The following is a 22,214-nucleotide window of genomic DNA, read 5'->3' as shown; positions in this document are numbered from 1 at the left end:
CCCTCAAGCCCCCTGCTGTTTCGCGTCGCCGTACACGACGCGCACCGCGGGCACGAACCACGCGAGACACAAGCCGACGAATGCCGCCATCGCGGCCACCACGAGCCCGACGTGAATCGATGCGACGAGCGCCATGCGCGCGGAATGCATCATCGCATCGCCCGACTGGCCCGCGGCGACGAGGCGCTCGATCAGCGCCGACTGTTCCGCACGATCGATCAGCAGATCCGGGCTCGCGAACGATTTGAGCCACTGCGTCGCCTGATACGCATCCAGCGGACGATGCACGTTGCGCGCATAGAAGTGCCCGAGCAATGCGCCCGTGATCGCGGTGCCGAGCATGCCGCCGAAAATGCGCAGCGATTGCAGCAATGCCGTGACCGCGCCGATCTGATCGTGCGCGACGATCTGTTGCGAGCAGATCGTGAGATTCGTCGCGACGAGCCCGAGGCCGAGTCCGCTCGCGCCCATGCACGCCATCCACACGGCATGCGGCTCATGGCCGTTGAGCGACACGAGCGCGAGACAGCCGGCCACGCACAGCGCAAAGCCCGCATACATCAGCACGTTGGCGCGCGGGATGCGGGTAACGATGCGATTGTTGAGCATGCTGCCGACGCTGGTGCCGAGCAGAAGCGGCGTGATCAGCATGCCCGAATCGTGCGGCGACATGCCGTAGCCGCCCTGAAACAGCAGCGGAATGTAGAAGGCCATCGAGAAGAGCGCGAAGCCGCCGAGCACGGAGATCGCGAAGAGCGCGGCGAGCTTGCGATCGACGAGCACATCGACGGGCACGACGGGATAGCCCATGCGCTTCTCCCAGAAGTACAGCGTCGCGCCGAACACCAGTGTGATGAGCGCGAGCACGATGGTCATGCCGCTCACGCCTTCCTTCGGCAAGAGTTCGATCAGCAGTTGCAAAGCGCCGAGCGTCACCGCGACGACACACGCGCCGAGCCAGTCGAGCTGAATCCGTCCGCGCCCCTTCAGACGATGCAGATTCGGCACGAACAACAGCACGAACAACAGCGAGACGATGCCGATGGGCACGTTGACGAAGAACACGAGCCGCCAGCCGCGCATCTGCGTGAGCATGCCGCCGAGCGTCGGGCCGATCACATTGGCCACGCCGAATGTCGACGTAACGAGCACGAGCCAGCGCAGACGCAGTTTCGGATCGGGAAAGAGATCGGCCACGGCGGCGAATACCGTCCCGAGCAGAATGCCGCCGCCGATGCCCTGCACGCCGCGCGCGATCACGAGAAACAACATGCTGTTCGCGAAGCCGCATAGCACGGACGCCAGTGTGAACAGCACGATGGCCGCGAGCAGAAAAGGCTTGCGTCCGTACAGATCGCCGAGCCGCCCGAAAATCGGAATCGTGATGACGGATGCGAGCATGTACGAGGTCGCGACCCACGCGTACAGATCGAAGCCCTTCAGTTCCGCGACGATGCGCGGCATCGCGGTGCCGACGATGGTCTGGTCGAGCGCGACCAGCATCGTGACGAAGGCGATGCCGAGCATCGCGAGCAGCGATTCGCGAAACGGCAGACGCTGCCGTTCCGGATCGTGAACGTCAGCGAACGAGTTCATGACGGGCGCGAGCACGCAAGTTGTTACGCGCTCGCGAGCGGGAGCCTACTGCCCGCCTTCCTGAATCGTCAGAACATTCTTCACGGACGTGACGCCGCTCACGCCTTTCGCGATCGACACGGCCTTGTCGATCTGCTCCGCGTCGGCGGCGTGCCCGGCGAGCGTGATCGCGCCGTTCTTCGCGATTACATCGATGCCGTTCAGATCGACGCCTCCCTTCTGCATCGCCTGCGACACTTTCCTGCTGAGCGCATGGTTGGCCTTGCGGGCCGCCGATTTCGAGCTTCCGGCGCTCGCCGACGGCGTTGCGGACTGGGTCGAGGCCGCATCGCTGGTCTGGGACCATGCGTTGACGGAGAAGGCAATCGCTGATGCAACGGCGGCAAGTCTGAGCGCATTGATCGTTTTCATCGCTTGGCTCCAGGTTGGCTTCATTGACTGTGGTGGCACGAGGGCACGATGCATTCTAGTCGTGGCTTCGCCATATCGCAGGGATTCGGGCCATTCATTTCGCGAACGCGCGCAATTCCGCGGATGACAGGAAGAAATCGCCGTTGTCCGCGAGCCTGTCGACCATGAAGTCAATGAACGTTCGCACTCGAAGCGGCTGCTCCGTCCGATGCCGGTAGTAGATGTAGATCGATTCGCGCTGCGTCAGATGCCGCGTGAGCAAAGGCACGAGCCGCCCTTCGCGGATATGCGTGACCGCCGAGAAACTCCCGAGCTGGCCTATCGCGAGACCGGCGAGCACCGCATCGGCTTCCGCATCGATATCGTTGGTGCAGAGCGCCGCCGCGATCTCGCGATAGACAATCTCGTCGCCGATCATGAATTCCCACGGCGCCTGCTTGCCCGTGTTCGCGCGGCGATAGCCGGTGCAACGATGCGACGCGAGATCGTCGACAGTGCGCGGCGCGCCGTGTCGTTCGATATACGCGGGCGACGCGCACACGATGAGCTGGATCGGCACGAGCCGCCTTGCAATCGCGCCGCCAGCGGGCGCCGAGCCGCCACGCAAACCGACATCGGCGCGTTCCTCGACGAGATCGGTGAAATGGTCGTCGAAACGCACATCAAGCTCGACGTCCGGATAAAGCGCCGCGAACGCCAGCACCGACGGCCACAACGCGCGCCCGAGCGCTTTCGGCGCGCTGATGCGCAACGGACCGGCGATGTCTTCCTTTGCGCTCTTGGCGTCCGCGATCGCCGATGTGAGCATCGCGAGCGCCGGCTCGACGTTTTGCAGGAGCCTTTGCCCTTCCTCGGTCAGCGAGAGCTTGCGCGTCGTGCGATGAAACAACCGCACACCGAGCGACTTTTCGAGCTGCATCACCGCGTGACTCGCGGCTTGCGGCGAAATCCCCTGATCAATGGCCGCACGCCGCAGACTACCGAGCGTGGCGGCGCGCACGAAGATCGATATCGCGCGGACCTCGTTCATGGACGCCCCGATTCGCAAATTAAAGTTGATTATCAGTCTAGCGTTTGACGGCTAGTTCGTGCGAATCGGACGCCCTATGCTTCGTTTCACGTTCACCACCACCGACACAACGGAGCACATCATGAGCAACGCAACCCAACAGCAATACAAGCGCGTCTGGTTCATCACGGGCGCATCGCGCGGCCTCGGCGCGCTGATCGCCCGCGCGGCGCTCGACGACGGCAACGCGGTCGTCGCCGCAGGCCGCAACGTCGCGGCGATCGTCGAGCGACTCGGCGAATCGCCCGCGGTGCTGCCGGTCGCGCTCGACGTCACGAGCGAAGCGCAGGCCAAAGCAGCCGTCGAAGCCGCCGTCGCGAAGTTCGGCCGCATCGACGTGCTGATCAACAACGCGGGCTTCGGGCTGCTTGCGGCCGTCGAAGAATCGAGCGACGCCGACGTGCGCCGCATGTTCGACACCAATGTCTTCGGCCTTCTCAACGTGACGCGCGCCGTGCTGCCCGTGATGCGCAAGCAGAAGAGCGGCCACGTCGTGAACATGTCGTCGATAGGCGGCTATCGCTCGGCAGCGGGATTCGGCGTCTATTGCTCGACGAAATTCGCCGTCGAAGGCATCACCGAAGCGTTGCATGCGGAACTGCAACCGCTCGGCATTCACGCGACGGTCGTCGAGCCGGGTTACTTTCGCACGGACTTTCTGGATGCGTCGTCGCTTCTCGTGGGCAAGGAAATCATCGACGATTACGATGCGACTTCCGGCAATGTGCGGCGCTTCGCTGTGGGCATGAATCACAATCAGCCGGGCGATCCGGAGAAGCTCGCGGCCGCGCTCGTCACGCTCGCGGACGCGCACACGCCGCCGCTGCGTCTCGCGCTCGGCACCGACACGCTGAAGGCCATCGCGGAAAAGAACGCGTACGTCACGGCGGAAACGGAAAGCTGGCGCGAGTTGTCGGCTTCGACGGACTTCGCAGTCTGATCGATTGCACATAACACCGCGACCATTTTCAGCATAATTCCGCGGGCATGAATCAGGCGGCATAAGGCTTGAGCGGCATCGTCAGTAAAGGCCCTGCGTTGACCATCGCAATATCCGTCCGTATATTGCGATGACACAGGGCCACGACGAACGACGAGATGCCCCCCACGCCAGAGGTCAAGCCGCACGATGTCCAGGGAAAGCATCGACTCGCACATGATTCGTGTGCTGCATACGCTCCTTACCGAGTCGAGCGTGTCGCGCGCCGCCAGTCTGCTCGGACAATCGCAGCCTACGGTGAGCATCGCGTTGCGCCGCTTGCGCGAAATCACCGGTGATCCTTTGCTGGTGCGCAGCGGCAGCCGCATGGTGCCGACGAGCCACGCCCTCACGTTGATCGAGCCCGCCGCGCAGGCGCTCAGCAACATCGACGCGATCCTGCATCCGAACACCACGTTCGATCCCGTCGCGAGCACGCGCACGTTTCGCATCGGCTCGCCGGATTATCTCGACGTGTTCTTCGTGCCCGCCGTCATCGATGCGTTTCATCAGGCCGCGCCACTCGCGAAGCTCGAATTCAAGCATCTGATGATGGTGGACGGCGGCTATGAGAACGGGCTCGAAACGGGCCTGCTCGATCTCGTCATCGGCAACTGGAGGACGCCGCCGGAGCATCTGCATCTGCAGCCGTTGTGCAAGGACGAACTCGTGTGCCTGATGCGCTCGGATCATCCCATCGGCAATGGCGCGCTCACGCGCGATGCGTACGAAAGCGCCGAGCATCTTTCGGTCACGACGTACAACACGACGGCATGGGGCACCATCGACACGGAACTCGCGCGCAACGGCCTCACGCGCACCGTGACGACCACGCTGCCCTACTTCGGCATGGCGCCGTATGTGCTCGTGCGTTCCGATCTTCTCTTCACGACGACGCGCGCGCTCGCATCGCACTATGCCCGCATTCTGCCGTTGCGCATCGAGCCGATTCCCGGCGAAACGAATGCATTGACCTACTATCAGCTGTGGCACGAAAGAACGCATCGCAGCGCCGCGACGCGCTGGCTGCGCAAGCTCGTGACGACCGTTTCGCGCACGCTCGTCAGCGACATCGCCTGAAAGCAAAAAAACGCCGCGTACAAAGCGCGGCGTCAATGCGTTCATCCGATGAACAAAGCGACAGGCCCTCGGTGCATCATCGGTGAACGCGACGCTGGTCGGTCAGAAGCAAGCTGCGTCGTTATCGTTGTTTTATCGTCAGTTCAGAAGCTTCCCGCCGCCATCGCCTTGATGAGCGCGGCCTTGCCTTGCGTCGCCGCGCCGAGCAATGCGAAGCCGAGCGCGCGCTTGTCGGCGGCGTGTTCACATAGCGCGGCAAGGCCGTCGAGCGGATCGGCGCTCGCGGGAGCAAAACGCCATGTGCCGGATTCATTCGGCGGCACGACGACCGTCGGCGATGCGGGCGATTTCACCGTGATCGGCATGACTGGAAAATCGACGCGCGTCGGCTCGCCGGCGAGCGTGCGTGCGAGTGCGCGCGCCGCATGCATGATCGGCAGGACATACGGCTGCACCTTGCCTTCGATCGCCGCGCAATCGCCCAATGCGTAGATATCGGGCGCGCTGGTTCTGCACCACGCGTCGGTGCGAATGCCGATGTCGATATCGAGTCCCGCCTGCGACGCCAGTTCCGTGCGAGGGGCAAGACCGATCGCCGATAACACCACATCCGCGGCGATGACCTCGCCGTCGTTCAACGTGACGTCGTAACCCGATTCACGCCTGTTCACGCTCGCCACCGGTTGCCCCAGCCGCAGGCGAATGCCATGCCGATCCAGCGCTCGCGCGAATGCGTCGCCGGCGAGTTCGGGAAGCAATCGCGACAGCGGCGTGGCCGCGGGATCGATCAGGGTCACGTCATAGCCCGCGAGCGCGAGATCGTTGGCGAACTCGCAGCCGATCAATCCCGCGCCGAGCAAGGCGATAGTTTTCGCGCCTTCGATACGCGCCCTGAATCGCGTGTAATCGTCGAGACTGTTCACGGAAAGCACGTCGGACGCGCCATCGCCGACAAGCGGAATACGGCGTGCGTCCGCGCCCAGCGCGAGCACGAGCTTCGCATAACGAAGCGGCGCGCCGTTCACGATCACCTCATGCGCATCTGCTGCGATGCGCTCCACCTTGCGATGCGCGATGATGCCCGCGTTCAGTTGCGCGCGCATCGCGCCGGCATCGAACGTGACGAGTTCATGCGGCGCCTTCTTCATCGCGAGCGCGTTGGAGAGCGTCGGCTTCGAATAGAAATCGCCGGCATCTTCGCTGATGAGCACGATGGGCACGTTCTTGTCGAGCTTGCGCAGTTCGCGCGCGACCGTATAACCGGCGATGCCCGTGCCGACGATGATCACGCGATCTTCAGTATCAGTGCTCATGCCGTCACCACCTGCATGTCGAAGTCCTGCTTGCCGGTGCCGCAATCGGGGCAGAGCCAGTCATCGGGCACGTCTTCCCAGCGCGTGCCCGCCGTGATGCCCGCTTCGGGCAAGCCTTGCGTTTCGTCGTAGCGAAAGCCGCAAATCACGCATTCCCAGATCTTCATGATGATGTGCTCCGTATGCGTTTCAGCGGACGTAGTTCTGGCCAAGCCCAATCTCGGCGAGCGCGCGGCGATACGCACCCGACGAACGATCCGCGAGGATGGGCGCTTCGGCGGCGCGATCGATCGGCAAGTCTTCGGGACATTGCAGTTCGACGATCGCGCGGTCTTCTTCGAACACCTGCCGGTTGAACGCGTAGACGTCATCGAGCGGCAAGTCCTTGTCGAAGTTCCGCGCGATCGGCACGAACAGACGCGTGAGGCGCGCGGACACGGGGCTCGCCGCATTGAGGATCGCGAGCCGACCGCCTTCGGGAAACTGCACGGTGAGACGCGCGAAAAAAGGCACATCGACTTCGAACACGCGGCGCCACAGAAAGCCATCGGGCGCGCGATGCTGCATCGACTTCGGGAAGTTGCTCACGCTGCTCACGTACTCCGCGCGCATGCCGTTGTCACGGCGCTCGACCGTATAGTTCGGCACGACGGGATTGCGCCGGTCCGCGAAGCTGTGATGATGAATCCACGCGAAGTGCGCGACATCGATGAAGCCTTCGGTCTGACGTCCCGCCGATGCCTTGATGTCGATGGAAGGCGGCAGGATCTGCTGGAAGCCTTCGGTGTTCCAGGCGGGAAAGTCGGGCAGCGGTTGCGCGCCGCCGCCGAGCGAGACCCAGACGAGGCCGTACGCTTCCTGTGCGGCATACGTCGTCAGGCACAGGCGATCGGGAATCGGCCCGCCTTCCTGCGAAGGAATGTGGTTGCACTTGCCGTTCGCGCCATACGAGAGGCCGTGATACGGGCACACGAGGTTGCCGTTCTCGACCCAGCCCTGGCTCAACGGCGCGCCGCGATGCGGACACACGTCGCGGGCGGCCACGAGCGTGCCGTTCGAGCGGAACACGACGAGCGATTCATCGAGCAATTGCGCTCTGAACGGCTTGTCCGCGATATCCGATGCGAACGCGACCGGGTGCCAGTACTGGCTCAGGATTTGCCAGTCATGCGGATCGAATGTGCAGTTGCGAGGAAGGTTGGGTGCGCGCTGGAAGGTAAGCGGCGCGACGGTGGGGGTCGCCATGGTTGTTGTCTCCAATCTGCTGGGTCTTGATGGCGGTCTTGCACGATGCGACCGCGTGGAGATAACGATATCGGTGTGGGGCGTGTCGCCCAATCGCTGGGGGGACATTGAGTCTATGTTTGGGAGGGAATGGGAGAACAGAAAAACGAGCCTGTCTGACGTTGCCCCCGTTTCACGAATCCCATAGCGGAGGCCATCAGGCCGCTTGCCTTTGATTGGCGGCGGCCCAGTTCTTCTCGACCGTCATGCGGCTGACGTAGTTGAATGTCGAATGCACCCGCGGGCATTGTAGAAACCGAGCCAGTTGGCGATTTCGTTCATCGCAGCGCGCCGCGAAGCGCCGAGCGTGCAGTCGTGCGACTTTCGGCGAATTCCACAGGTTTCTTGGTCGGCGCGCTATCTAAACAATTGCCGCAGCGGCTCATCGACAAACGCATGCCGTACGTCTTGAGCGCGTCCTGGAAGGGCCCGCTGCAATACTGGCTACCACGATAAACGCTCAGCAAGGGATTCGCTTTTCGGGGCAAGCTCACCACGCGAAGGCTACCGGTTCGGGGCACCGTCACCCAGAGCGGATCCCGGTCGACGTCGTAGCGCCTATCGTGCACCGACTGCGCATGCAGATTGATGACGCCCTCGCGGCTCGCCAACATCAGCGGCGTAAAGCTGCCCGGCTCATAAACATAGCGCGTCGTGCGCATCCGGCCGCTTGCGTGCACACGGCCGCTCTCCGACGCCAGCGTATCGCCATCCCAGCCGTATAGCACCGCTCACGGACCGCACGAGCCGGCTGCGGTGGAGCAGGTTGTCCGGCAAGGACTGGCGCCCCAAGGTCCGACTCATGTACGCCGGCGTGCCGCGCGTTGCGTCGACCGCGACTGCTAACCTGCGTCAGCAGGCCGTGCGATCAACGCCGCACCACAGGTCGTCACATGACCCTCAAGTGCAACAGGCGCACCGAAATCCAGGCTACCCTCGTGTCCCTGCGCAATTTCGAATAAGTGAGGCTCGCATTTGGGACAGGTCACCTTATCCCCTTTACGCGCGATCGGAATTTCCGCACTGCTCCATTTTGACGAAGGGCTGCCTGAAATAACGCGGCCACCGTGGCTGGTCGTGTCACCGACGACAATTTGCGCCCTGCCGTTCATTGTTGCGCGTTCCATTCAGATATCCTTATTTCGTGTTACCGGAAGCGGCTTGCAATGCTTTGATCGGTGGATCCTGATAAGTGGTGTCGATGGTATAGCCCGCCGTTCGTAACTCGTCCTCAGTCTTGAGACGATCCTTGTGATACTTTGCAAGCTCAGCGGGAATTAGAGCTTTCCAGTTGTCGATTTTCTCCCGCTTGCCGCTGAAATATCCAATGCCATAGTAGGCATATTCACTCTTGACCTCGAGGCCGAGCAGATAGGTGCTTTTCCCGACGAAGCCGCCCATGTTGCTTTCGTCAACCACGACTTCAAGATACACGCCGTCTGCCTGGAACAACCAAGTTGGGCGACTTCCTAGCACCGACTTCCATTCCTCCATCGTTGGCGTGTATGTCGAATCGAACGAATAGATGCCTAGCGCTTTGGGCGACACGCCATATAACCATGCTTGTTTGCCAGTCAGGCGCGGATCTCCCACGTCAATGTAACGTTTCCATCCCGCTGCGCGTAGTTGAGCGAGGAGACTCATAACCCGATCACGGGCGGCTTCATGTGTATCGGCCTGCTCAGGGCTTACGCCAAAGCTGACGCTCCAATCATAGATACCTTCCGGAACATCTTTGTCCGCGAAACCAAGCACAGACAAGACATTGTCTACGACAAAATTATTTGGTACGTGCGCAAACTCCACGGTACCAAGGTTACCTCTAGTCCAAGTGTGTTGGTAGAAAGTTGTACCAGTTGGGTGATTCTCGACACTCGATCCCGGGCCATTCAGATCTGAAAGCTGCGGATTGCCGAGTCGAATGAGGGTGCGTGGTGAAGGCATGTATTTGTTATGTTTAGATGTAGGCTGACCGTTCGAGGGCTGAACTGCGGCCCAGGTACCTAGGAGGATTGAAGTAAGCAGCAGGACGAGAATAAAAATCTTCTTCATGGCGTGTCTGTTTCGTCCCCCCAAGATCTGATCGCAGAAAGATACGTGATCATTTTTTCAGTCTGATTCTGCATAAGTCCATGATATTTCGTGGCAGCTCCTACAATCCAACTCATACGCTGCTGATAATCTTCAAGCACCATTCTATCCGGCGCATCGGATCGGAAGTTAATATCATCGGTCTCATACTCTGAAGTTAATACGAGCTGAAGATTTGGCATCAGTGCGCGGATAACGGGTACCAGTGCCGTATCTGCGCCTTCAGCGGATATTCCGTACTTCATCATCTCCGCAGAAATCTTTATCGAATTCCTGATTGCGGTATCGTCCGATAGTGCCAGCGTCCCTCGCTGTCCCTTCAACCACCATTCGAACTTCGGGTCGTCGTAGATCAGGCCCTGAAGCACTTCACCTTGTTCATGTTGTGCAATTGAGAGCAAGTGACTGAACGCAAGTCTCGGTTTCTTCGCTTCTCTAGCCGTTTCCCATGCAGCAACCTCGTCAAACCCCTTCTTCACGATCGGCGTCTGCTTCAAGTAACCCAGCTTTGCCTTTTTTTCCCCCGTCTTGCCATCAATCACATAGGGAATCTTGTCAATCGATTCGGCATGTCCCTTCTGCCGCGTGAAATTGGTCTTGACCTGATCGACGAAATTCTCGCTGTTGCGCGACGCCGCGCATGCCTCGAACGACCCGGCGGCATAAGCATAGAACCACGGCAGCACATCATTGAAGAGCCACAGGTTTCCGCGGCCGAGATACTCGAACAGATCGGATCGCCGTACAAGGTACTTGACCTGCCACTGATGAAACGTCGCGGCCACCTGCTTCGAAGCAAACGCGCCCAATCCAAGCCAATAGAAACGCCCGATCTTGTTCGTGTCGCCAAGATGAAAATCCTCCAGAAACACGCGCGCATAGGCTGCCGCAATGCGTCGCGCCCGAAGTTCGTAGTTGCTCACAAACTCTGGCGTTTCCTTTTCAAGCTGCTTATTCGAGACGTGAGGATCGCCCTCACGATAATCCGGCATGTGCTTGTGCGTCGGCGCATGCGTCACCAACTGCCGCATCGTGAATTGCTGCGCAAGCGACCAGATGATGTCGCAACTGCATTGCGCATCCACGCAGGTATTCGGCTCGGCATTGGTCTTGCCGGTGACTGTCAGGTTAGGTGTCAAAGGAACTTCCTCTTATTGTGGTGTGCCCGGATGGATCGCTCGGCCTGAAGCGGAAGCAAACTCATCCCAATGCAATTCGAACTTCACGTCCTCTGCCTGTTCGGTGTTCACCAAGGGGGACTGTCCCTTCTCGCCCGTGCGGAACACGTGACCGCCAGATGCCGCTTGCATCGCATAGTCCACACCTGGAAGTGGCTTGCCACCAGGCGAAAGCACGCGGAACATCTGGTCGTTCGCCTGCACGTCCGGAAGCCCTTGCGGGCTCACGCCCATCGGCTTGGACGGCAGGTTCTTCGCCTGGGCGTTGACCTCGTAGACGCCACCACCCACCGTGATCTTTCCGCTCTTCAAGCTGATGTAGCTGTCGCCCCCATGAATCATCACCTCTTCGCTGGCTTTGATCGTGATGCGATTGGCCGTCTGCGTGATCTCAAGCTTCGCCAACAGGTTGATACTTTTCTTCAGTGCCTGAATGTCGATATCCTCCGCGTACGACACCAGGCGCATCCCCAGTTTGTAGGCAAAGAAACGGATCGCCTTGCGCGCCGAAGCAAGCAAGTCGCCTCCACTACTCGCCGCGAAATGCCCTCCCGCTGTGATGGCCGTATGCGCGCCGCTATGCACATTCACGTTATGCGCAGCGGTCTGGGCGATGTCGGCGGACGAAGCCACGAGCAAATGCGGCTTGCCTGGCCCGGACATGTCGGTCGCATCCCAAGGCTTTGAGTTTTGTAACTCGGAGACTTGCGTTCTGAGGGCCTGCGTAAGGTCCAGTTGGTGCTGCGGATCCTGCGCGCGAGCCTGTACCGCACTGTGAGCGAGTACGTCTTGTTGTTCGTTTGCCTGCGCCAGGCGTTGCAGCGTCTCGCCCATGTCCATTGCGGCCGCGCGTGCGCCTGCGCGCGTCTCGGTCGTAATGAGCATGCCCCGATTCGCCCGCAGCACACCCCACGCGTCCGTCGCAAGTTCCCAACCCAGCCCACGCGCCTGCTGACGACCCGCGCGGTACGCGATGCGCGTGTTGTACCCCAGCACCAGCCGCGAATTGGCTTGATCGCTCGCCACCTGAACCTGCTGCTGGCCGGGCGTATCATCGGTGACCACGTAGTTGTGGCCTTGCCCTTCCAATGCGTGACTCACCAACCCCGTGAGCGCCATGTTCCTCGGCAACTCGAACGGCGGCGGATTAAACTGATTGACCTTGCTGGCCATGATGAACGGCTTGTCCGGATCACCCTCGTGATAGCCGATCGTCACCTCATCCCCGATACGCGGCACTGCGATAAAGCTGTGCGGCCCGCCGTGCCACGGTTGCGACACCCGTACCCAGCAACTCGAGTTCTGGTCAAGCTTGCCCAGCCTGTCCCATTTGAATTGAACCCGCGTGCGCGCGTAGCCATCGAGCCAGATCGGCTGCTTCTCCGGGCCCACCACCACCGCGGTCTCCGGATGCGCGCGCGGCTTCTCCTGGGGCATCGTCTTGAAGAACGTATCGTCCGGCTGCACCACGAAATCCGTCTTGCAGTGATACTGCGCGTCGCTGCCTGCCGTGACGGTCAGTTCGTCCGGATTGCGCACATCGATCGAGGTCGAGACCACCAGATATCGCGTGTTGAGTTCTTTCTGCGGATGGCCTTCGAGACGAAACTTCCTGCCCGTGGTCAGCCCGCGCAGGTTGCCCGTGCCGTGCAGACGCAAGCCCTCGCAGCGCAACGCCTCCACGCGCACGCGCGCCAGATAATCGCCTTCATTACGCAGATCGTTGGGCTTGCCGTCCAGCCCCATCGCACCCGCCATCGGCTGCGTGTAATCGCCCCAGTGATACTGCGCGGCGTTGTCGAAGGAGGCCTCGCTGTAACGGCTCTGATTCATATCGAATCGGCCGTTCGAGCGTGTGTAATCGTAGTCGTTGAGCGTGATCTCGCCCGCGGTGATCTTGCGCGCAACGCTCAGCGCGTAAATATGCTCCTCGTCGATGCGCTTGCCTTCGGGTGCGTGATACAGCACGGTATCGTAGGCATTGGCGTGCTTTTTGTGCGAGCCGGGCGAGTCGCACAGCACCAGCGTCATGCCATCGAAGTGATAATAGATGCCCCACTCGCTCCAGATCTGGCTCAGAAATTCAAAGTCGCTCTGCCAGAACTGCCGGATGAAGTCGCGCGGCGGAAAGACGTTGTTGTTCAGCGAGACCGCCGCCAGGCGCATCTGCCACGGGAACTTGTAATTTCCGCTCTTGAGCACCGCCTCGGTGACTTGCAGGACATTCATATCCTGGAACACCCGGCTATCTCGATTTTTAGAAGCAAGCCAGAGCCAAGGTCTCACCGTGAACTGGTAATACGCGCGCCGTTCGTCGCTGCCGGTCTGCCGGACTTCGGTGATGATGCCGTTGATGGTGCGCACGCCCGCCCCGACATTGCCCGCTCCCAGATTGCCAGGCAGTCCTGGAATGAAGGCGCCCTTGCCCTCGAATTCAATCGAAATTTCGATCGTTTTGCCGATCAATTCATCGGGCTTGATCAGCTCGCGCGCCTTGTAGATGCGAAACGTGGGACTGTCCAGCGTGGCAAACTCCACGGTGTATTTGAAGAGTTTGCCGAGCGCCTCGACGCCGCTCACGCGCTGCGCGATGAGCACATCCGCGCCGCCCCAGGTGGGCAACGCCTTGCACGCCATGTTCAGTGTGCGGCTTTGCAGCGGATTGAACATCTGATTCTTCTTCCTGATTGTTTGATTGAACTCACGATGTGAGCCGGGCGGGGAGTTGATCGAAGCGTGCCCGAATGGGGCGGAACACGGGTAAGTCGTCCATCGTGCATGACGATCGGATAGAACGAAACATCCTGCGTCGTACGAAATATGCACGCTGTCGTTTCGCCGCTGAGCGGAATAAGGATCGCCGATACTTCCCGCAGCCATGCGCGAGGCGCACCGCGATCTCGGGATGATCGCGGGCAAACTCCTCGGCCAGCGCTTGGTTGAAGCGCAATTCGCCGAGATATGCGTCGAGCAGGCGCGGGTCCATGCGACTCACGTCAGGCAAGGCGAGCGAGATGGCAGGTACCGGCAGACGCCGTGGCCTCGGATACCCGTACTGAAAGCGTGAGATCTCTACGCTTGCTATGCATTCCTAAGTCGCCCGGAAATTTTTAGCCTCAAAAATTACCAGTCCGACCCCAATACAGATATGGGAATCATCCTAGAATCGAACCGATGACCCGCACCGCGAAAGAAGCGCATGAAGCGCCACAATTTGCTGGTTGGCGCGCCAGCCGAATCGTTCGCGCGCATCGCGAGCGGTTGCTGCGCAAGTATGCGGAAAATGCGATGCTCGTCGGCGAACTCGGCGCTGGAGCTGGTGCTTCCGTCGCTGGTGGATGGTGATCCGTCGGGCCTGCTGTTTCACATGTCCATTGCGCTCAAGGATCTCGGCTGCTACGTGGCGATGGCCGGCGACACGCATCGACCGAGGCGGCGCGCATCGCACGTTGCTAGAGTCGTCGGATCTGCGTGGCGATCGATTGTCACCGCCCATAAAAAAAGCCGCTCCAAAGAGCGGCTCTCAACACTGTAATCAACCACCCTCAATCATCAAGCAACGACAAATCCCGCACCGCGCCCTTATCCGCCGACATCACCAGCTTCGCATAAGCCTTCAACGCCGCCGACACCTTCCGCGGACGCTGCTTCGCCGGCTTCCAGCCCTTCGCGTTCTGTTCCTCGCGACGACGCGCGAGTTCATCGTCGGACAACAGCACGTCGATCGTGCGATTCGGAATGTCGATGCGAATCTTGTCGCCGTCGCGCACGAGCCCGATCGCGCCTCCCGCCGCCGCTTCGGGCGAGCAATGACCGATCGACAGCCCCGACGTGCCGCCCGAGAAGCGGCCGTCCGTCAAGAGCGCGCACGCCTTGCCGAGACCCTTCGACTTGATGTAGCTCGTCGGATAAAGCATTTCCTGCATGCCCGGACCGCCCTTCGGACCTTCATAACGCACGATGACGACATCGCCGGCCTTCACCTTGTCGTTGAGGATGTTCTCCACGGCTTCATCCTGCGATTCGGTGACATGCGCAGTGCCTTCGAACACGAGAATGCTTTCATCGACGCCCGCGGTTTTCACCACGCAGCCGTCCAGCGCGATGTTGCCTCGCAGCACCGCAAGACCACCTTCCTTCGAGAACGCATGTTCGTAAGAACGGATGCAGCCTTCGGCGCGGTCCGTGTCGAGACTCGGCCAGCGCGTGTTCTGGCTGAACGCCGTTTGCGTCGGAACACCGGCGGGACCTGCCATGTAGAAGGTCCTGACCGCTTCGTCCTCGGTGCGCTTGACGTCCCACTGATCGAGCGCGTCTTTCAGCGTGGGCGCATGCACGGTCGGCACGTCGGTATGCAGCTTGCCCGCACGATCCAGCTCGCCCAGGATCGCCATGATGCCGCCCGCGCGATGCACGTCTTCGATGTGGTACTTGTTCGTGTTGGGCGCGACCTTGCACAGTTGCGGCACGGTGCGCGACATGCGGTCGATGTCCGTCATCGTGAAGTCGATCTCGGCTTCGCGCGCAATGGCCAGCAAGTGCAGGATGGTGTTGGTCGAGCCGCCCATCGCGATATCGAGCGTCATCGCGTTTTCGAAGGCCTTGAAGCCGACCGAGCGCGGCAGCACGCGCGCTTCTTCCTGCTCGTAGTAACGGCGCGCCAGTTCGACGATGCCGCGTCCCGCGCGCTTGAAAAGCTGCTCGCGGTCGGCGTGCGTCGCGACGACGGTGCCGTTGCCCGGCAAGGAGAGGCCGAGCGCTTCGGTAAGGCAGTTCATCGAGTTGGCCGTGAACATGCCCGAGCACGAGCCGCACGTCGGGCATGCGGAGCGTTCGACTTCCGCGACTTCCGCGTCCGAGTACGACGAGTCGGCGGCGATCACCATCGCATCGACGAGATCGAGCTTCTTCAGTTCGATGGCCTTCGTCTTCGGATTCGCGAGACGCGTCTTGCCTGCTTCCATCGGGCCGCCCGACACGAAGATCACGGGGATGTTCAGGCGCATCGCGGCCATCAGCATGCCCGGGGTGATCTTGTCGCAGTTCGAGATGCAGACCATCGCATCGGCGCAATGCGCGTTGACCATGTATTCGACCGAATCCGCGATGATGTCGCGGCTCGGCAGCGAATACAGCATGCCGTCGTGACCCATCGCGATACCGTCATCGACCGCGATGGTGTTGAATTCCTTCGCCACGCCGCCCGCAGTCTCGATCTCGCGCGCGACGAGCTGTCCCAGGTCTTTCAGGTGCACGTGGCCCGGCACGAACTGCGTGAACGAGTTGACGACGGCGATGATCGGCTTCGAAAAATCTTCGTCTTTCATGCCGGTGGCACGCCACAACGAGCGCGCGCCCGCCATGTTGCGGCCGGCGGTGGAGGTTTTGGAACGGTATGTGGGCATCGTGGTTGCTGTTGGAATATCGCTGAATGAAAGCGGGCCACGAGGGTAAAGGCCCTTGCGCGCCGGAGTCGGCGACCTTTTGGGTCGGGCGGGCGCGAATTTTGGGATTATCCCATACCTGCTTCGTCCAATTCGCTTCGCCTCGCCGCATCCACCAGCGCGCGAATCGCCCAGCGCTTCACCTTGCGCGTACGCGCGTCATCTAGTTGCAGCACGTCCTTGCAGACCAGCATCGCCTCAGTGCCGATCACGAGCGCGAGCGCCTGAGTCAATGTGTCGATGGCAGCGGGCTTGAACTGATCGTAAGCGGGCTCCAGCGCCGCCTCGATCAACGGCGTGCGGCGATTCTGCCGCAACGGCACTTTCTCTGCGGCTTCGCCCTTCGCCGCACGCTCCAGCGAATGCGCGAGCATCATGCGCAGCGGCACTTCGTTGGCGAGAATCATGTCGTGGAGCGCAGCATCGACACGCAGCAAACGCGCGACCGGATCAGCCGACGCGCGCGCGGGAAAAAGCTTGTCCGCATCCGGCGTATCGACATCGAGCGATGCTTCAAGCAAGAGCGTATCGACACTCGTGAAATGCCGATACGCCGTCGCGCGCGACACCATCGCTTCGATCGCAACTTCCTCCAGACTTGGCTTGTGCCCTTGCTTCATGAGCCGCGATGCCGCCTGCAGCAGATCCTTGCGCGTGCGCTGCTTCTGATTGCCGCGCGTGCTCGTTGACGGATCTGCCATGTCAGGCCTGCGGCAACTGGCCGATGATCGCCGCGAGATCCACCCACACGTTCTCACGCCTGATCTGTCCGCGCTCGCTGAATTCGACCACATGCAACATGCGAAATTCGAGTGGACGCCCACGACCTTCGAGCCCGAACGGTCTGCCCGGCGCCTTGCCGCGCCACAACGATTCGTCGATGACGAAGCCATCGCCATAAAGACGCCGCAGACACTCGACCCGGCTCTCCGACAGGTCAGCGAATAACGCTTCGTAGAACGGCCGCGCACCCGAGCGTCCATGCGCGGGACCGGCGGGCCAGCCGACGACATCGTGCTCGACATCTTCCGTGAGCGTCGCGAGCACGCCTTCGACATCGTCGCGCCGCTCGAAGTTGAAATGCTCGTCGATCTTCCGGTCCATCTCCAAAGGGGTCAGCGTCATGATCGCCTCCTTGCGCGTGCGATGTTTTCCGATTCATTTTAGTGAGACAACAGTCTCATTACAAGATCGAAATATCAGCGCCGATAGCCATGGCTAGCTATGCAATCACTTCTCTTCGTGGGCGAAGTCTCACGGACAAAAAAATGGCGCAGCCTCTTTCGAGGCTGCGCCATTTCTTTGTTCGATCCGGATATCAGACAGCGCGGCGCACCATCAATTCCTTGATCTTGCCGATCGCCTTGGTCGGATTGAGCCCCTTGGGGCACACGTCGACGCAATTCATGATCGTATGGCAACGGAACAGACGGTACGGATCTTCCAGGTTGTCGAGGCGTTCGCCCGTCGCCTGATCGCGGCTATCCGCGATAAAGCGATAGGCTTGCAGCAAGCCCGCCGGGCCCACGAACTTGTCCGGATTCCACCAGAAGCTCGGGCACGACGTCGAGCAGCTCGCGCACAGAATGCACTCATAGAGTCCATCCAGTTCGTCGCGCTCCACCGGCGATTGCAGGCGTTCTTTCTCGGGCGGCGGCGTATCGTTGATCAGATACGGCTTGATCGAATGATACTGGTTGAAGAACTGCGTGAAGTCGCAGATCAGATCGCGCACCACGGGCAGTCCCGGCAGCGGGCGCAGCACGATCTTCTGCGGCAGTTCATTCAGATTCGTCAGACACGCCAGCCCGTTCTTGCCGTTGATGTTCATCGCGTCCGAGCCGCACACGCCCTCGCGGCACGAGCGACGGAACGACAGCGTCTCGTCCACTTCCTTCAGCTTCACCAGCGCGTCGAGCAGCATGCGTTCATGCGTCAGATCGAGCTCGTACGACTGCATGCGCGGCGCCGCGTCCTTGTCCGGATCGTAGCGATAGACTTCAAAAATACGTTTTGCCATTTCGATTTCCTTGCGCTTTCCTTAGAAGGTACGCGCCTTCGGCGGCACCGATTCGACCGTCAGCGGCTTCATCTGCACCGGCTTGTAATCCAGCCGATCGCCCTCGCTGAACCACAGCGTGTGACGCATCCAGTTCTCGTCGTCGCGATGTTCGTAGTCGCTGTGCGCGTGCGCGCCACGGCTCTCTTTGCGCGCTTCGGCCGATACCATCGTCGCGCGCGCCACTTCGATCAGGTTCGCCAGTTCCAGCGCCTCGACCTTCGCCGTGTTGAACACCTTCGACTTGTCCTTCAGATGCACGTGCTTCACGCGCTCGGCCAGTTCCGCGATCTTGCCGACGCCTTCTTCGAGCAGCTTCGACGTGCGGAACACGCCCGCATGCGCCTGCATCGACGCGCGGATATCGTTGGCGATGTTCTGCGTGTATTCGCCCGAAGTCGATTTCTCCAGCACCGCGAGGCGTTCCATCGCGAAGTCGGCGGCATCGGCCGGCAGCGGCTTGTGCTCCTTCAGTTCGTTCGCGTGCTTGATGATGTGATTGCCCGCAGCACGCCCGAACACGACCAGATCGAGCAGCGAATTCGTGCCCAGACGATTCGCGCCGTGCACCGAAACGCACGAGCATTCGCCCACTGCATAGAAGCCGTTGACCGGATCGTCGTAGCCCTTGGCTGTTCCAACGACCTGACCGTGCATGTTCGTCGGAATACCGCCCATCTGATAGTGGATGGTCGGCACCACCGGAATCGGCTCCTTGATGCAGTCGACGTTGGCGAACTTCAGCGCGATCTCGCGAATCGACGGCAGACGCTTCATGATCGTCTCCGCGCCGATGTGCGACAGATCGAGCAGCACGTGATCCTTGTTCGGACCGACGCCGCGGCCTTCCTTGATCTCCTGGTCCATCGAGCGCGAGACGAAGTCGCGCGGTGCGAGGTCCTTCAGCGTCGGCGCGTAGCGCTCCATGAAACGATCGCCGTTGGAGTTGCGCAGAATGCCGCCTTCGCCGCGCACGCCTTCGGTGATCAGCACGCCCGCGCCCGCCACACCGGTCGGGTGGAACTGCCAGAACTCCATGTCCTGCAGCGCGATGCCCGAGCGCGCGGCCATGCCGAGGCCGTCGCCCGTATTGATGAACGCATTCGTCGATGCCGCGAAGATGCGCCCCGCGCCGCCCGTGGCGAACAGCGTCGTCTTGCCTTCGAGGATATAGACGTCGCCCGTTTCCATTTCGAGCGCGGTGACGCCGAGCACGTCGCCGTCGGCGTCGCGGATCAGATCCAGCGCCATCCATTCGACGAAGAAATGCGTTTTGGCCGCGACGTTCTGTTGATACAGCGTGTGCAGCAAGGCGTGGCCGGTGCGGTCGGCGGCAGCGCATGCGCGTTGCACCGGCTTCTCGCCGTAGTTCGCGGTGTGGCCGCCGAACGGGCGCTGATAGATCGTGCCATCGGCGTTGCGGTCGAACGGCATGCCCATGTGTTCGAGCTCGTACACCGCGTTGGGCGCTTCGCGGCACATGAACTCGATCGCGTCCTGGTCGCCGAGCCAGTCGGAGCCCTTGATGGTGTCGTAGAAGTGATAGTGCCAGTTGTCTTCGCTCATGTTGCCAAGCGAAGCGCCGATGCCGCCTTGCGCGGCCACCGTATGCGAGCGCGTCGGAAACACTTTGGACAGCACCGCCACCGACAAACCCGCGCGCGCGAGTTGCAGCGATGCGCGCATGCCCGAGCCGCCCGCGCCGACGATGACCACGTCAAAGCGACGACGCGGCAGGGAAGTCTTGATTGCAGCCATGTTCTTTAAACTCTCCAGAGAATCTGTGCGGCGTAGCCGGCGCATCCGATCAGCCACAGGATGGTCAATACCTGCAAGAGCAGGCGCAAGCTCATCGGCTTGACGTAGTCCATCCAGATGTCGCGAATGCCGACCCACGCGTGGTAGAAGAGGCAAAGCAAGGCCACGAAAGTCGCGAGCTTCATCCACTGGGTCGCGAAGATGCCCGCCCAGCCTTCATAGGAGAAGTTGTGCGCGCCGAAGAACCAGAACAGCAGAATGACGGTATAGACGGCCATCACCACCGCGGTGATGCGTTGCGCGAGCCAGTCGCGCAGACCGTAATGCGCGCCGACAACCAGGCGCTTGGGGCCGACTCGATTTTGCGTTGCCATGTTTAGAACACTCCGAAGATCTTGAGGGCCATCGCGAGCGTGAGCAACAGCGAAACGATCAGCACGATGAGAGCGGTCTGACGGCCGCCTTCCTTGTTCACCGCGACGTGGGTGTCGAGCAGCAGAAAGCGGATGCCCGCGCAAAAGTGATGCAGATACGCCCACGACAGCACGAGCGTGACGATCTTGACGATGGGGTTGGCGAGAAAGCCCTTGAACGCGTCGAACGAACTCTCCGACGTGAGGCTCTGATCGAGCAGGTACAGGATGAACGGCAGACACACGAAGAGCAAGAGCCCGCTCACACGATGCAGGATGGAAACCTTCCCTGCCAGCGGCAAGCGATACTTCGCGAGCTGGCCGATTCCGATGTTCCGGTATTCCGGCCTTGGTTTTTTCAATGCTTCAGCCACGTTAGACCCCTTCCCAATCTGATTGACGATTCGCGCGTCGTCGATGCACGACACGGGCGCGACTCGTCCAGCCTGATCCGCCTCGAAAAGCGCCCGGCGATGTCGTTGGGGATAAGTTTTTTGCCCGCGCACTGCGCGATAGCGGTATTTTGTCGCGCGATTGATATACTGTCCAATATCTATCTCGTCTTTCTGAAATATCTTTGACAGATATCGCATGGAACTGCGCCACATTCGCTACTTTCTGGCCGTCGCCGAGGAGCGCAACGTAACGCGCGCGGCGGAACGGCTCGGCATCGGCCAGCCGCCGCTTAGCCAGCAGATTCACGCTCTGGAGGACGAACTCGGCGTGCGGCTCTTCCGGCGCACCGGGCATGGCGTCGTGCTGACCGAAGCGGGAGAGGCGTTCGCTGTCGATGCCAAGCGCCTCATGAACGACGCGCGTCTCGCCGTCGAAAAAGCGCAGAGCGCGGGGCGCGGCGAGATCGGGCAACTCAATATCGGCTTCACCGGGTCCGCGGCGTTCAATCCGGTCGTGTCGAAACTTATCCGTTCGTATCGGCAGGCTTATCCGAACGTCACGCTCACATTGACCGAGGGCAACACCGCGCAACTGCTCGCCCATCTCGACGCCGGCCGTGTAGATGTCGCGTTCGTTCGGCTCGGCAGCCAGTCGCCGGCGGGCGTGCAGATCAATCACATCGCGATCGAGCCGATGAAAATCGTGCTGCCCGCCACGCACACGCTCGCGAAGAAACGCAAGGTGCCGCTCGCGGCGCTGGCGGAAGATCCCTTCGTGATGCTGCCCCGCGAAGCGAGCCCGACATTGCACGACGTCATCATCGGCGCGTGCCGTGAAGCGGGATTCGAGCCAGTCGCCGGGCAGCAGGCGCCGCAGCTTTCATCAGTCGTGAATCTGGTCGCGGCGGAATTCGGTGTGTCGCTGGTGCCGGCTTCCGTGTGTCAGATTCAGGTCGATGGCGTCGCCTACACCGATGCCCTCGGCAGCGCGATCACGATTCGTCTCGCACTGGCCTCGCGCATCGACGCGACGGCCGCCAAGACCGCCAACTTCCTCGATATCGCGCGCCACATCGTTACGTCATCGGCGTGACATTGTCATCAGAACAAGCGCGCATTGCATTCGACGCGTTTTCGTCCAACA

Annotated in this window: 22 protein-coding genes and 1 pseudogene; 4 read left to right on the top strand and 19 right to left on the bottom strand. The window is 61.1% G+C overall.

Annotated elements, in window-relative coordinates; all coding sequences use genetic code 11:
* Positions 1–3: 3 nt before the first annotated feature.
* The 3 genes from ACEN42_RS26210 to ACEN42_RS26200 form a co-directional block, all read right to left on the bottom strand.
* Positions 4–1,596, bottom strand: coding sequence for an MFS transporter (locus ACEN42_RS26210; RefSeq protein ID WP_238292058.1), 1,593 nt, complete (start codon positions 1,594–1,596; stop codon positions 4–6).
* Between the two features lie 45 nt (positions 1,597–1,641).
* On the bottom strand, positions 1,642–2,007 hold the full coding sequence (locus ACEN42_RS26205; RefSeq protein WP_187607052.1) for a BON domain-containing protein: 366 nt from the start codon (positions 2,005–2,007) through the stop codon (positions 1,642–1,644).
* Between the two features lie 94 nt (positions 2,008–2,101).
* Positions 2,102–3,037 carry a LysR family transcriptional regulator gene (locus ACEN42_RS26200; RefSeq protein WP_371884833.1) on the bottom strand — a complete coding sequence of 312 codons (936 nt, stop codon included), beginning with the start codon at positions 3,035–3,037 and terminating at the stop codon, positions 2,102–2,104.
* 121 nt (positions 3,038–3,158) lie between these two features.
* On the opposite strand from ACEN42_RS26200, the gene ACEN42_RS26195 reads away from it, so the two are divergent.
* Positions 3,159–4,016, top strand: coding sequence for an oxidoreductase (locus tag ACEN42_RS26195; RefSeq protein WP_371884832.1), 858 nt, complete (start codon positions 3,159–3,161; stop codon positions 4,014–4,016).
* A 189-nt stretch (positions 4,017–4,205) separates the two neighbouring features.
* Positions 4,206–5,135 carry a LysR substrate-binding domain-containing protein gene (locus ACEN42_RS26190; RefSeq protein ID WP_035510288.1) on the top strand — a complete coding sequence of 310 codons (930 nt, stop codon included), beginning with the start codon at positions 4,206–4,208 and terminating at the stop codon, positions 5,133–5,135.
* A 143-nt stretch (positions 5,136–5,278) separates the two neighbouring features.
* Here the strand turns inward: ACEN42_RS26190 and ACEN42_RS26185 are convergent, their stop codons facing one another.
* The 9 genes and pseudogenes from ACEN42_RS26185 to ACEN42_RS26145 all read right to left on the bottom strand — a co-directional run bounded on the left by ACEN42_RS26185 (position 5,279) and on the right by ACEN42_RS26145 (position 13,987).
* On the bottom strand, positions 5,279–6,448 hold the full coding sequence (locus ACEN42_RS26185) for an NAD(P)/FAD-dependent oxidoreductase (RefSeq protein ID WP_371884831.1): 1,170 nt from the start codon (positions 6,446–6,448) through the stop codon (positions 5,279–5,281).
* The gene (locus tag ACEN42_RS26180; protein ID WP_371884830.1) at positions 6,445–6,615 is read right to left on the bottom strand and encodes a rubredoxin; all 171 of its coding nucleotides are present in this window, start codon (positions 6,613–6,615) and stop codon (positions 6,445–6,447) included. The genes ACEN42_RS26185 and ACEN42_RS26180 overlap by 4 nt, the downstream gene beginning before the upstream one ends.
* A 22-nt stretch (positions 6,616–6,637) precedes the next feature.
* Positions 6,638–7,693 carry an aromatic ring-hydroxylating dioxygenase subunit alpha gene (locus ACEN42_RS26175; protein WP_309886109.1) on the bottom strand — a complete coding sequence of 352 codons (1,056 nt, stop codon included), beginning with the start codon at positions 7,691–7,693 and terminating at the stop codon, positions 6,638–6,640.
* A 196-nt stretch (positions 7,694–7,889) separates the two neighbouring features.
* Positions 7,890–8,187: pseudogene (locus ACEN42_RS26170) on the bottom strand (IS3 family transposase); the annotation flags it as partial.
* A 387-nt stretch (positions 8,188–8,574) separates the two neighbouring features.
* Entirely contained in the window at positions 8,575–8,859 is a 285-nt protein-coding gene (locus ACEN42_RS26165; protein ID WP_371884829.1) for a PAAR domain-containing protein, read from the bottom strand.
* Between the two features lie 10 nt (positions 8,860–8,869).
* Complete coding sequence (locus ACEN42_RS26160; RefSeq protein ID WP_371884828.1) at positions 8,870–9,784, bottom strand: hypothetical protein; 915 nt, start codon at positions 9,782–9,784, stop codon at positions 8,870–8,872.
* Positions 9,781–10,962 (bottom strand): DUF2515 family protein, encoded by a 1,182-nt coding sequence (locus ACEN42_RS26155; RefSeq protein ID WP_371884827.1) that lies wholly within the window; start codon positions 10,960–10,962, stop codon positions 9,781–9,783. The genes ACEN42_RS26160 and ACEN42_RS26155 overlap by 4 nt, the downstream gene beginning before the upstream one ends.
* 12 nt (positions 10,963–10,974) lie before the next feature.
* Entirely contained in the window at positions 10,975–13,671 is a 2,697-nt protein-coding gene (locus ACEN42_RS26150; RefSeq protein WP_371884826.1) for a type VI secretion system Vgr family protein, read from the bottom strand.
* A 31-nt stretch (positions 13,672–13,702) separates the two neighbouring features.
* Positions 13,703–13,987: a hypothetical protein gene (locus ACEN42_RS26145; RefSeq protein ID WP_371884825.1), complete on the bottom strand. Its 285-nt coding sequence runs from the start codon at positions 13,985–13,987 to the stop codon at positions 13,703–13,705.
* 213 nt (positions 13,988–14,200) lie between these two features.
* Between ACEN42_RS26145 and ACEN42_RS26140 the strand changes: the two genes are divergently transcribed.
* Positions 14,201–14,536: a hypothetical protein gene (locus tag ACEN42_RS26140; RefSeq protein WP_371884824.1), complete on the top strand. Its 336-nt coding sequence runs from the start codon at positions 14,201–14,203 to the stop codon at positions 14,534–14,536.
* A 10-nt stretch (positions 14,537–14,546) separates the two neighbouring features.
* Here ACEN42_RS26140 and ilvD read toward each other — a convergent pair whose 3' ends face one another.
* The 7 genes from ilvD to sdhC form a co-directional block, all read right to left on the bottom strand.
* Complete coding sequence (ilvD, locus tag ACEN42_RS26135) at positions 14,547–16,406, bottom strand: dihydroxy-acid dehydratase (protein ID WP_371884823.1); 1,860 nt, start codon at positions 16,404–16,406, stop codon at positions 14,547–14,549.
* A gap of 107 nt (positions 16,407–16,513) precedes the next feature.
* Positions 16,514–17,146, bottom strand: a complete 633-nt coding sequence (locus ACEN42_RS26130) for a TetR/AcrR family transcriptional regulator (protein WP_371884822.1) — start codon at positions 17,144–17,146, stop codon at positions 16,514–16,516.
* 1 nt (position 17,147) lies between these two features.
* Positions 17,148–17,570, bottom strand: a complete 423-nt coding sequence (locus ACEN42_RS26125) for an ester cyclase (protein ID WP_371884821.1) — start codon at positions 17,568–17,570, stop codon at positions 17,148–17,150.
* Between the two features lie 193 nt (positions 17,571–17,763).
* Positions 17,764–18,465: a succinate dehydrogenase iron-sulfur subunit gene (locus ACEN42_RS26120; RefSeq protein ID WP_008354056.1), complete on the bottom strand. Its 702-nt coding sequence runs from the start codon at positions 18,463–18,465 to the stop codon at positions 17,764–17,766.
* A 21-nt stretch (positions 18,466–18,486) separates the two neighbouring features.
* A complete protein-coding gene (gene sdhA, locus ACEN42_RS26115; RefSeq protein WP_371884820.1) occupies positions 18,487–20,262 on the bottom strand; it encodes a succinate dehydrogenase flavoprotein subunit in 1,776 nt (591 codons plus the stop codon).
* Positions 20,263–20,267: 5 nt separating this feature from the next.
* A complete protein-coding gene (sdhD, locus tag ACEN42_RS26110; protein ID WP_187605503.1) occupies positions 20,268–20,636 on the bottom strand; it encodes a succinate dehydrogenase, hydrophobic membrane anchor protein in 369 nt (122 codons plus the stop codon).
* Between the two features lie 2 nt (positions 20,637–20,638).
* Entirely contained in the window at positions 20,639–21,049 is a 411-nt protein-coding gene (gene sdhC, locus ACEN42_RS26105) for a succinate dehydrogenase, cytochrome b556 subunit (protein ID WP_371884819.1), read from the bottom strand.
* 217 nt (positions 21,050–21,266) lie between these two features.
* Here sdhC and ACEN42_RS26100 point away from each other — a divergent pair, with 217 nt between their 5' ends.
* On the top strand, positions 21,267–22,163 hold the full coding sequence (locus ACEN42_RS26100) for a LysR family transcriptional regulator (protein WP_371884818.1): 897 nt from the start codon (positions 21,267–21,269) through the stop codon (positions 22,161–22,163).
* Positions 22,164–22,214 lie beyond the last annotated feature (51 nt).

Origin of the sequence: Caballeronia sp. S22 (assembly GCF_964261745.1) — a bacterium.
Classification (GTDB): Bacteria; Pseudomonadota; Gammaproteobacteria; order Burkholderiales; family Burkholderiaceae; genus Caballeronia; species Caballeronia jiangsuensis.
This window is presented reverse-complemented; position numbering and strand designations above follow the sequence as displayed.

Bases quoted from the DNA above. Each gene is read 5' to 3' on its own strand.
- ACEN42_RS26210 (WP_238292058.1), bottom strand. From the start codon at position 1,596: ATGAACTCGTTCGCTGACGTTCACGATCCGGAACGGCAGCGTCTGCCG.
- ACEN42_RS26205 (WP_187607052.1), bottom strand. From the start codon at position 2,007: ATGAAAACGATCAATGCGCTCAGACTTGCCGCCGTTGCATCAGCGATT.
- ACEN42_RS26200 (WP_371884833.1), bottom strand. From the start codon at position 3,037: ATGAACGAGGTCCGCGCGATATCGATCTTCGTGCGCGCCGCCACGCTC.
- ACEN42_RS26195 (WP_371884832.1), top strand. From the start codon at position 3,159: ATGAGCAACGCAACCCAACAGCAATACAAGCGCGTCTGGTTCATCACG.
- ACEN42_RS26190 (WP_035510288.1), top strand. From the start codon at position 4,206: ATGTCCAGGGAAAGCATCGACTCGCACATGATTCGTGTGCTGCATACG.
- ACEN42_RS26185 (WP_371884831.1), bottom strand. From the start codon at position 6,448: ATGAGCACTGATACTGAAGATCGCGTGATCATCGTCGGCACGGGCATC.
- ACEN42_RS26180 (WP_371884830.1), bottom strand. From the start codon at position 6,615: ATGAAGATCTGGGAATGCGTGATTTGCGGCTTTCGCTACGACGAAACG.
- ACEN42_RS26175 (WP_309886109.1), bottom strand. From the start codon at position 7,693: ATGGCGACCCCCACCGTCGCGCCGCTTACCTTCCAGCGCGCACCCAAC.
- ACEN42_RS26165 (WP_371884829.1), bottom strand. From the start codon at position 8,859: ATGGAACGCGCAACAATGAACGGCAGGGCGCAAATTGTCGTCGGTGAC.
- ACEN42_RS26160 (WP_371884828.1), bottom strand. From the start codon at position 9,784: ATGAAGAAGATTTTTATTCTCGTCCTGCTGCTTACTTCAATCCTCCTA.
- ACEN42_RS26150 (WP_371884826.1), bottom strand. From the start codon at position 13,671: ATGTTCAATCCGCTGCAAAGCCGCACACTGAACATGGCGTGCAAGGCG.
- ACEN42_RS26145 (WP_371884825.1), bottom strand. From the start codon at position 13,987: ATGGACCCGCGCCTGCTCGACGCATATCTCGGCGAATTGCGCTTCAAC.
- ACEN42_RS26140 (WP_371884824.1), top strand. From the start codon at position 14,201: ATGAAGCGCCACAATTTGCTGGTTGGCGCGCCAGCCGAATCGTTCGCG.
- ilvD (WP_371884823.1), bottom strand. From the start codon at position 16,406: ATGCCCACATACCGTTCCAAAACCTCCACCGCCGGCCGCAACATGGCG.
- ACEN42_RS26130 (WP_371884822.1), bottom strand. From the start codon at position 17,146: ATGGCAGATCCGTCAACGAGCACGCGCGGCAATCAGAAGCAGCGCACG.
- ACEN42_RS26125 (WP_371884821.1), bottom strand. From the start codon at position 17,570: ATGACGCTGACCCCTTTGGAGATGGACCGGAAGATCGACGAGCATTTC.
- ACEN42_RS26120 (WP_008354056.1), bottom strand. From the start codon at position 18,465: ATGGCAAAACGTATTTTTGAAGTCTATCGCTACGATCCGGACAAGGAC.
- sdhA (WP_371884820.1), bottom strand. From the start codon at position 20,262: ATGGCTGCAATCAAGACTTCCCTGCCGCGTCGTCGCTTTGACGTGGTC.
- sdhD (WP_187605503.1), bottom strand. From the start codon at position 20,636: ATGGCAACGCAAAATCGAGTCGGCCCCAAGCGCCTGGTTGTCGGCGCG.
- ACEN42_RS26100 (WP_371884818.1), top strand. From the start codon at position 21,267: ATGGAACTGCGCCACATTCGCTACTTTCTGGCCGTCGCCGAGGAGCGC.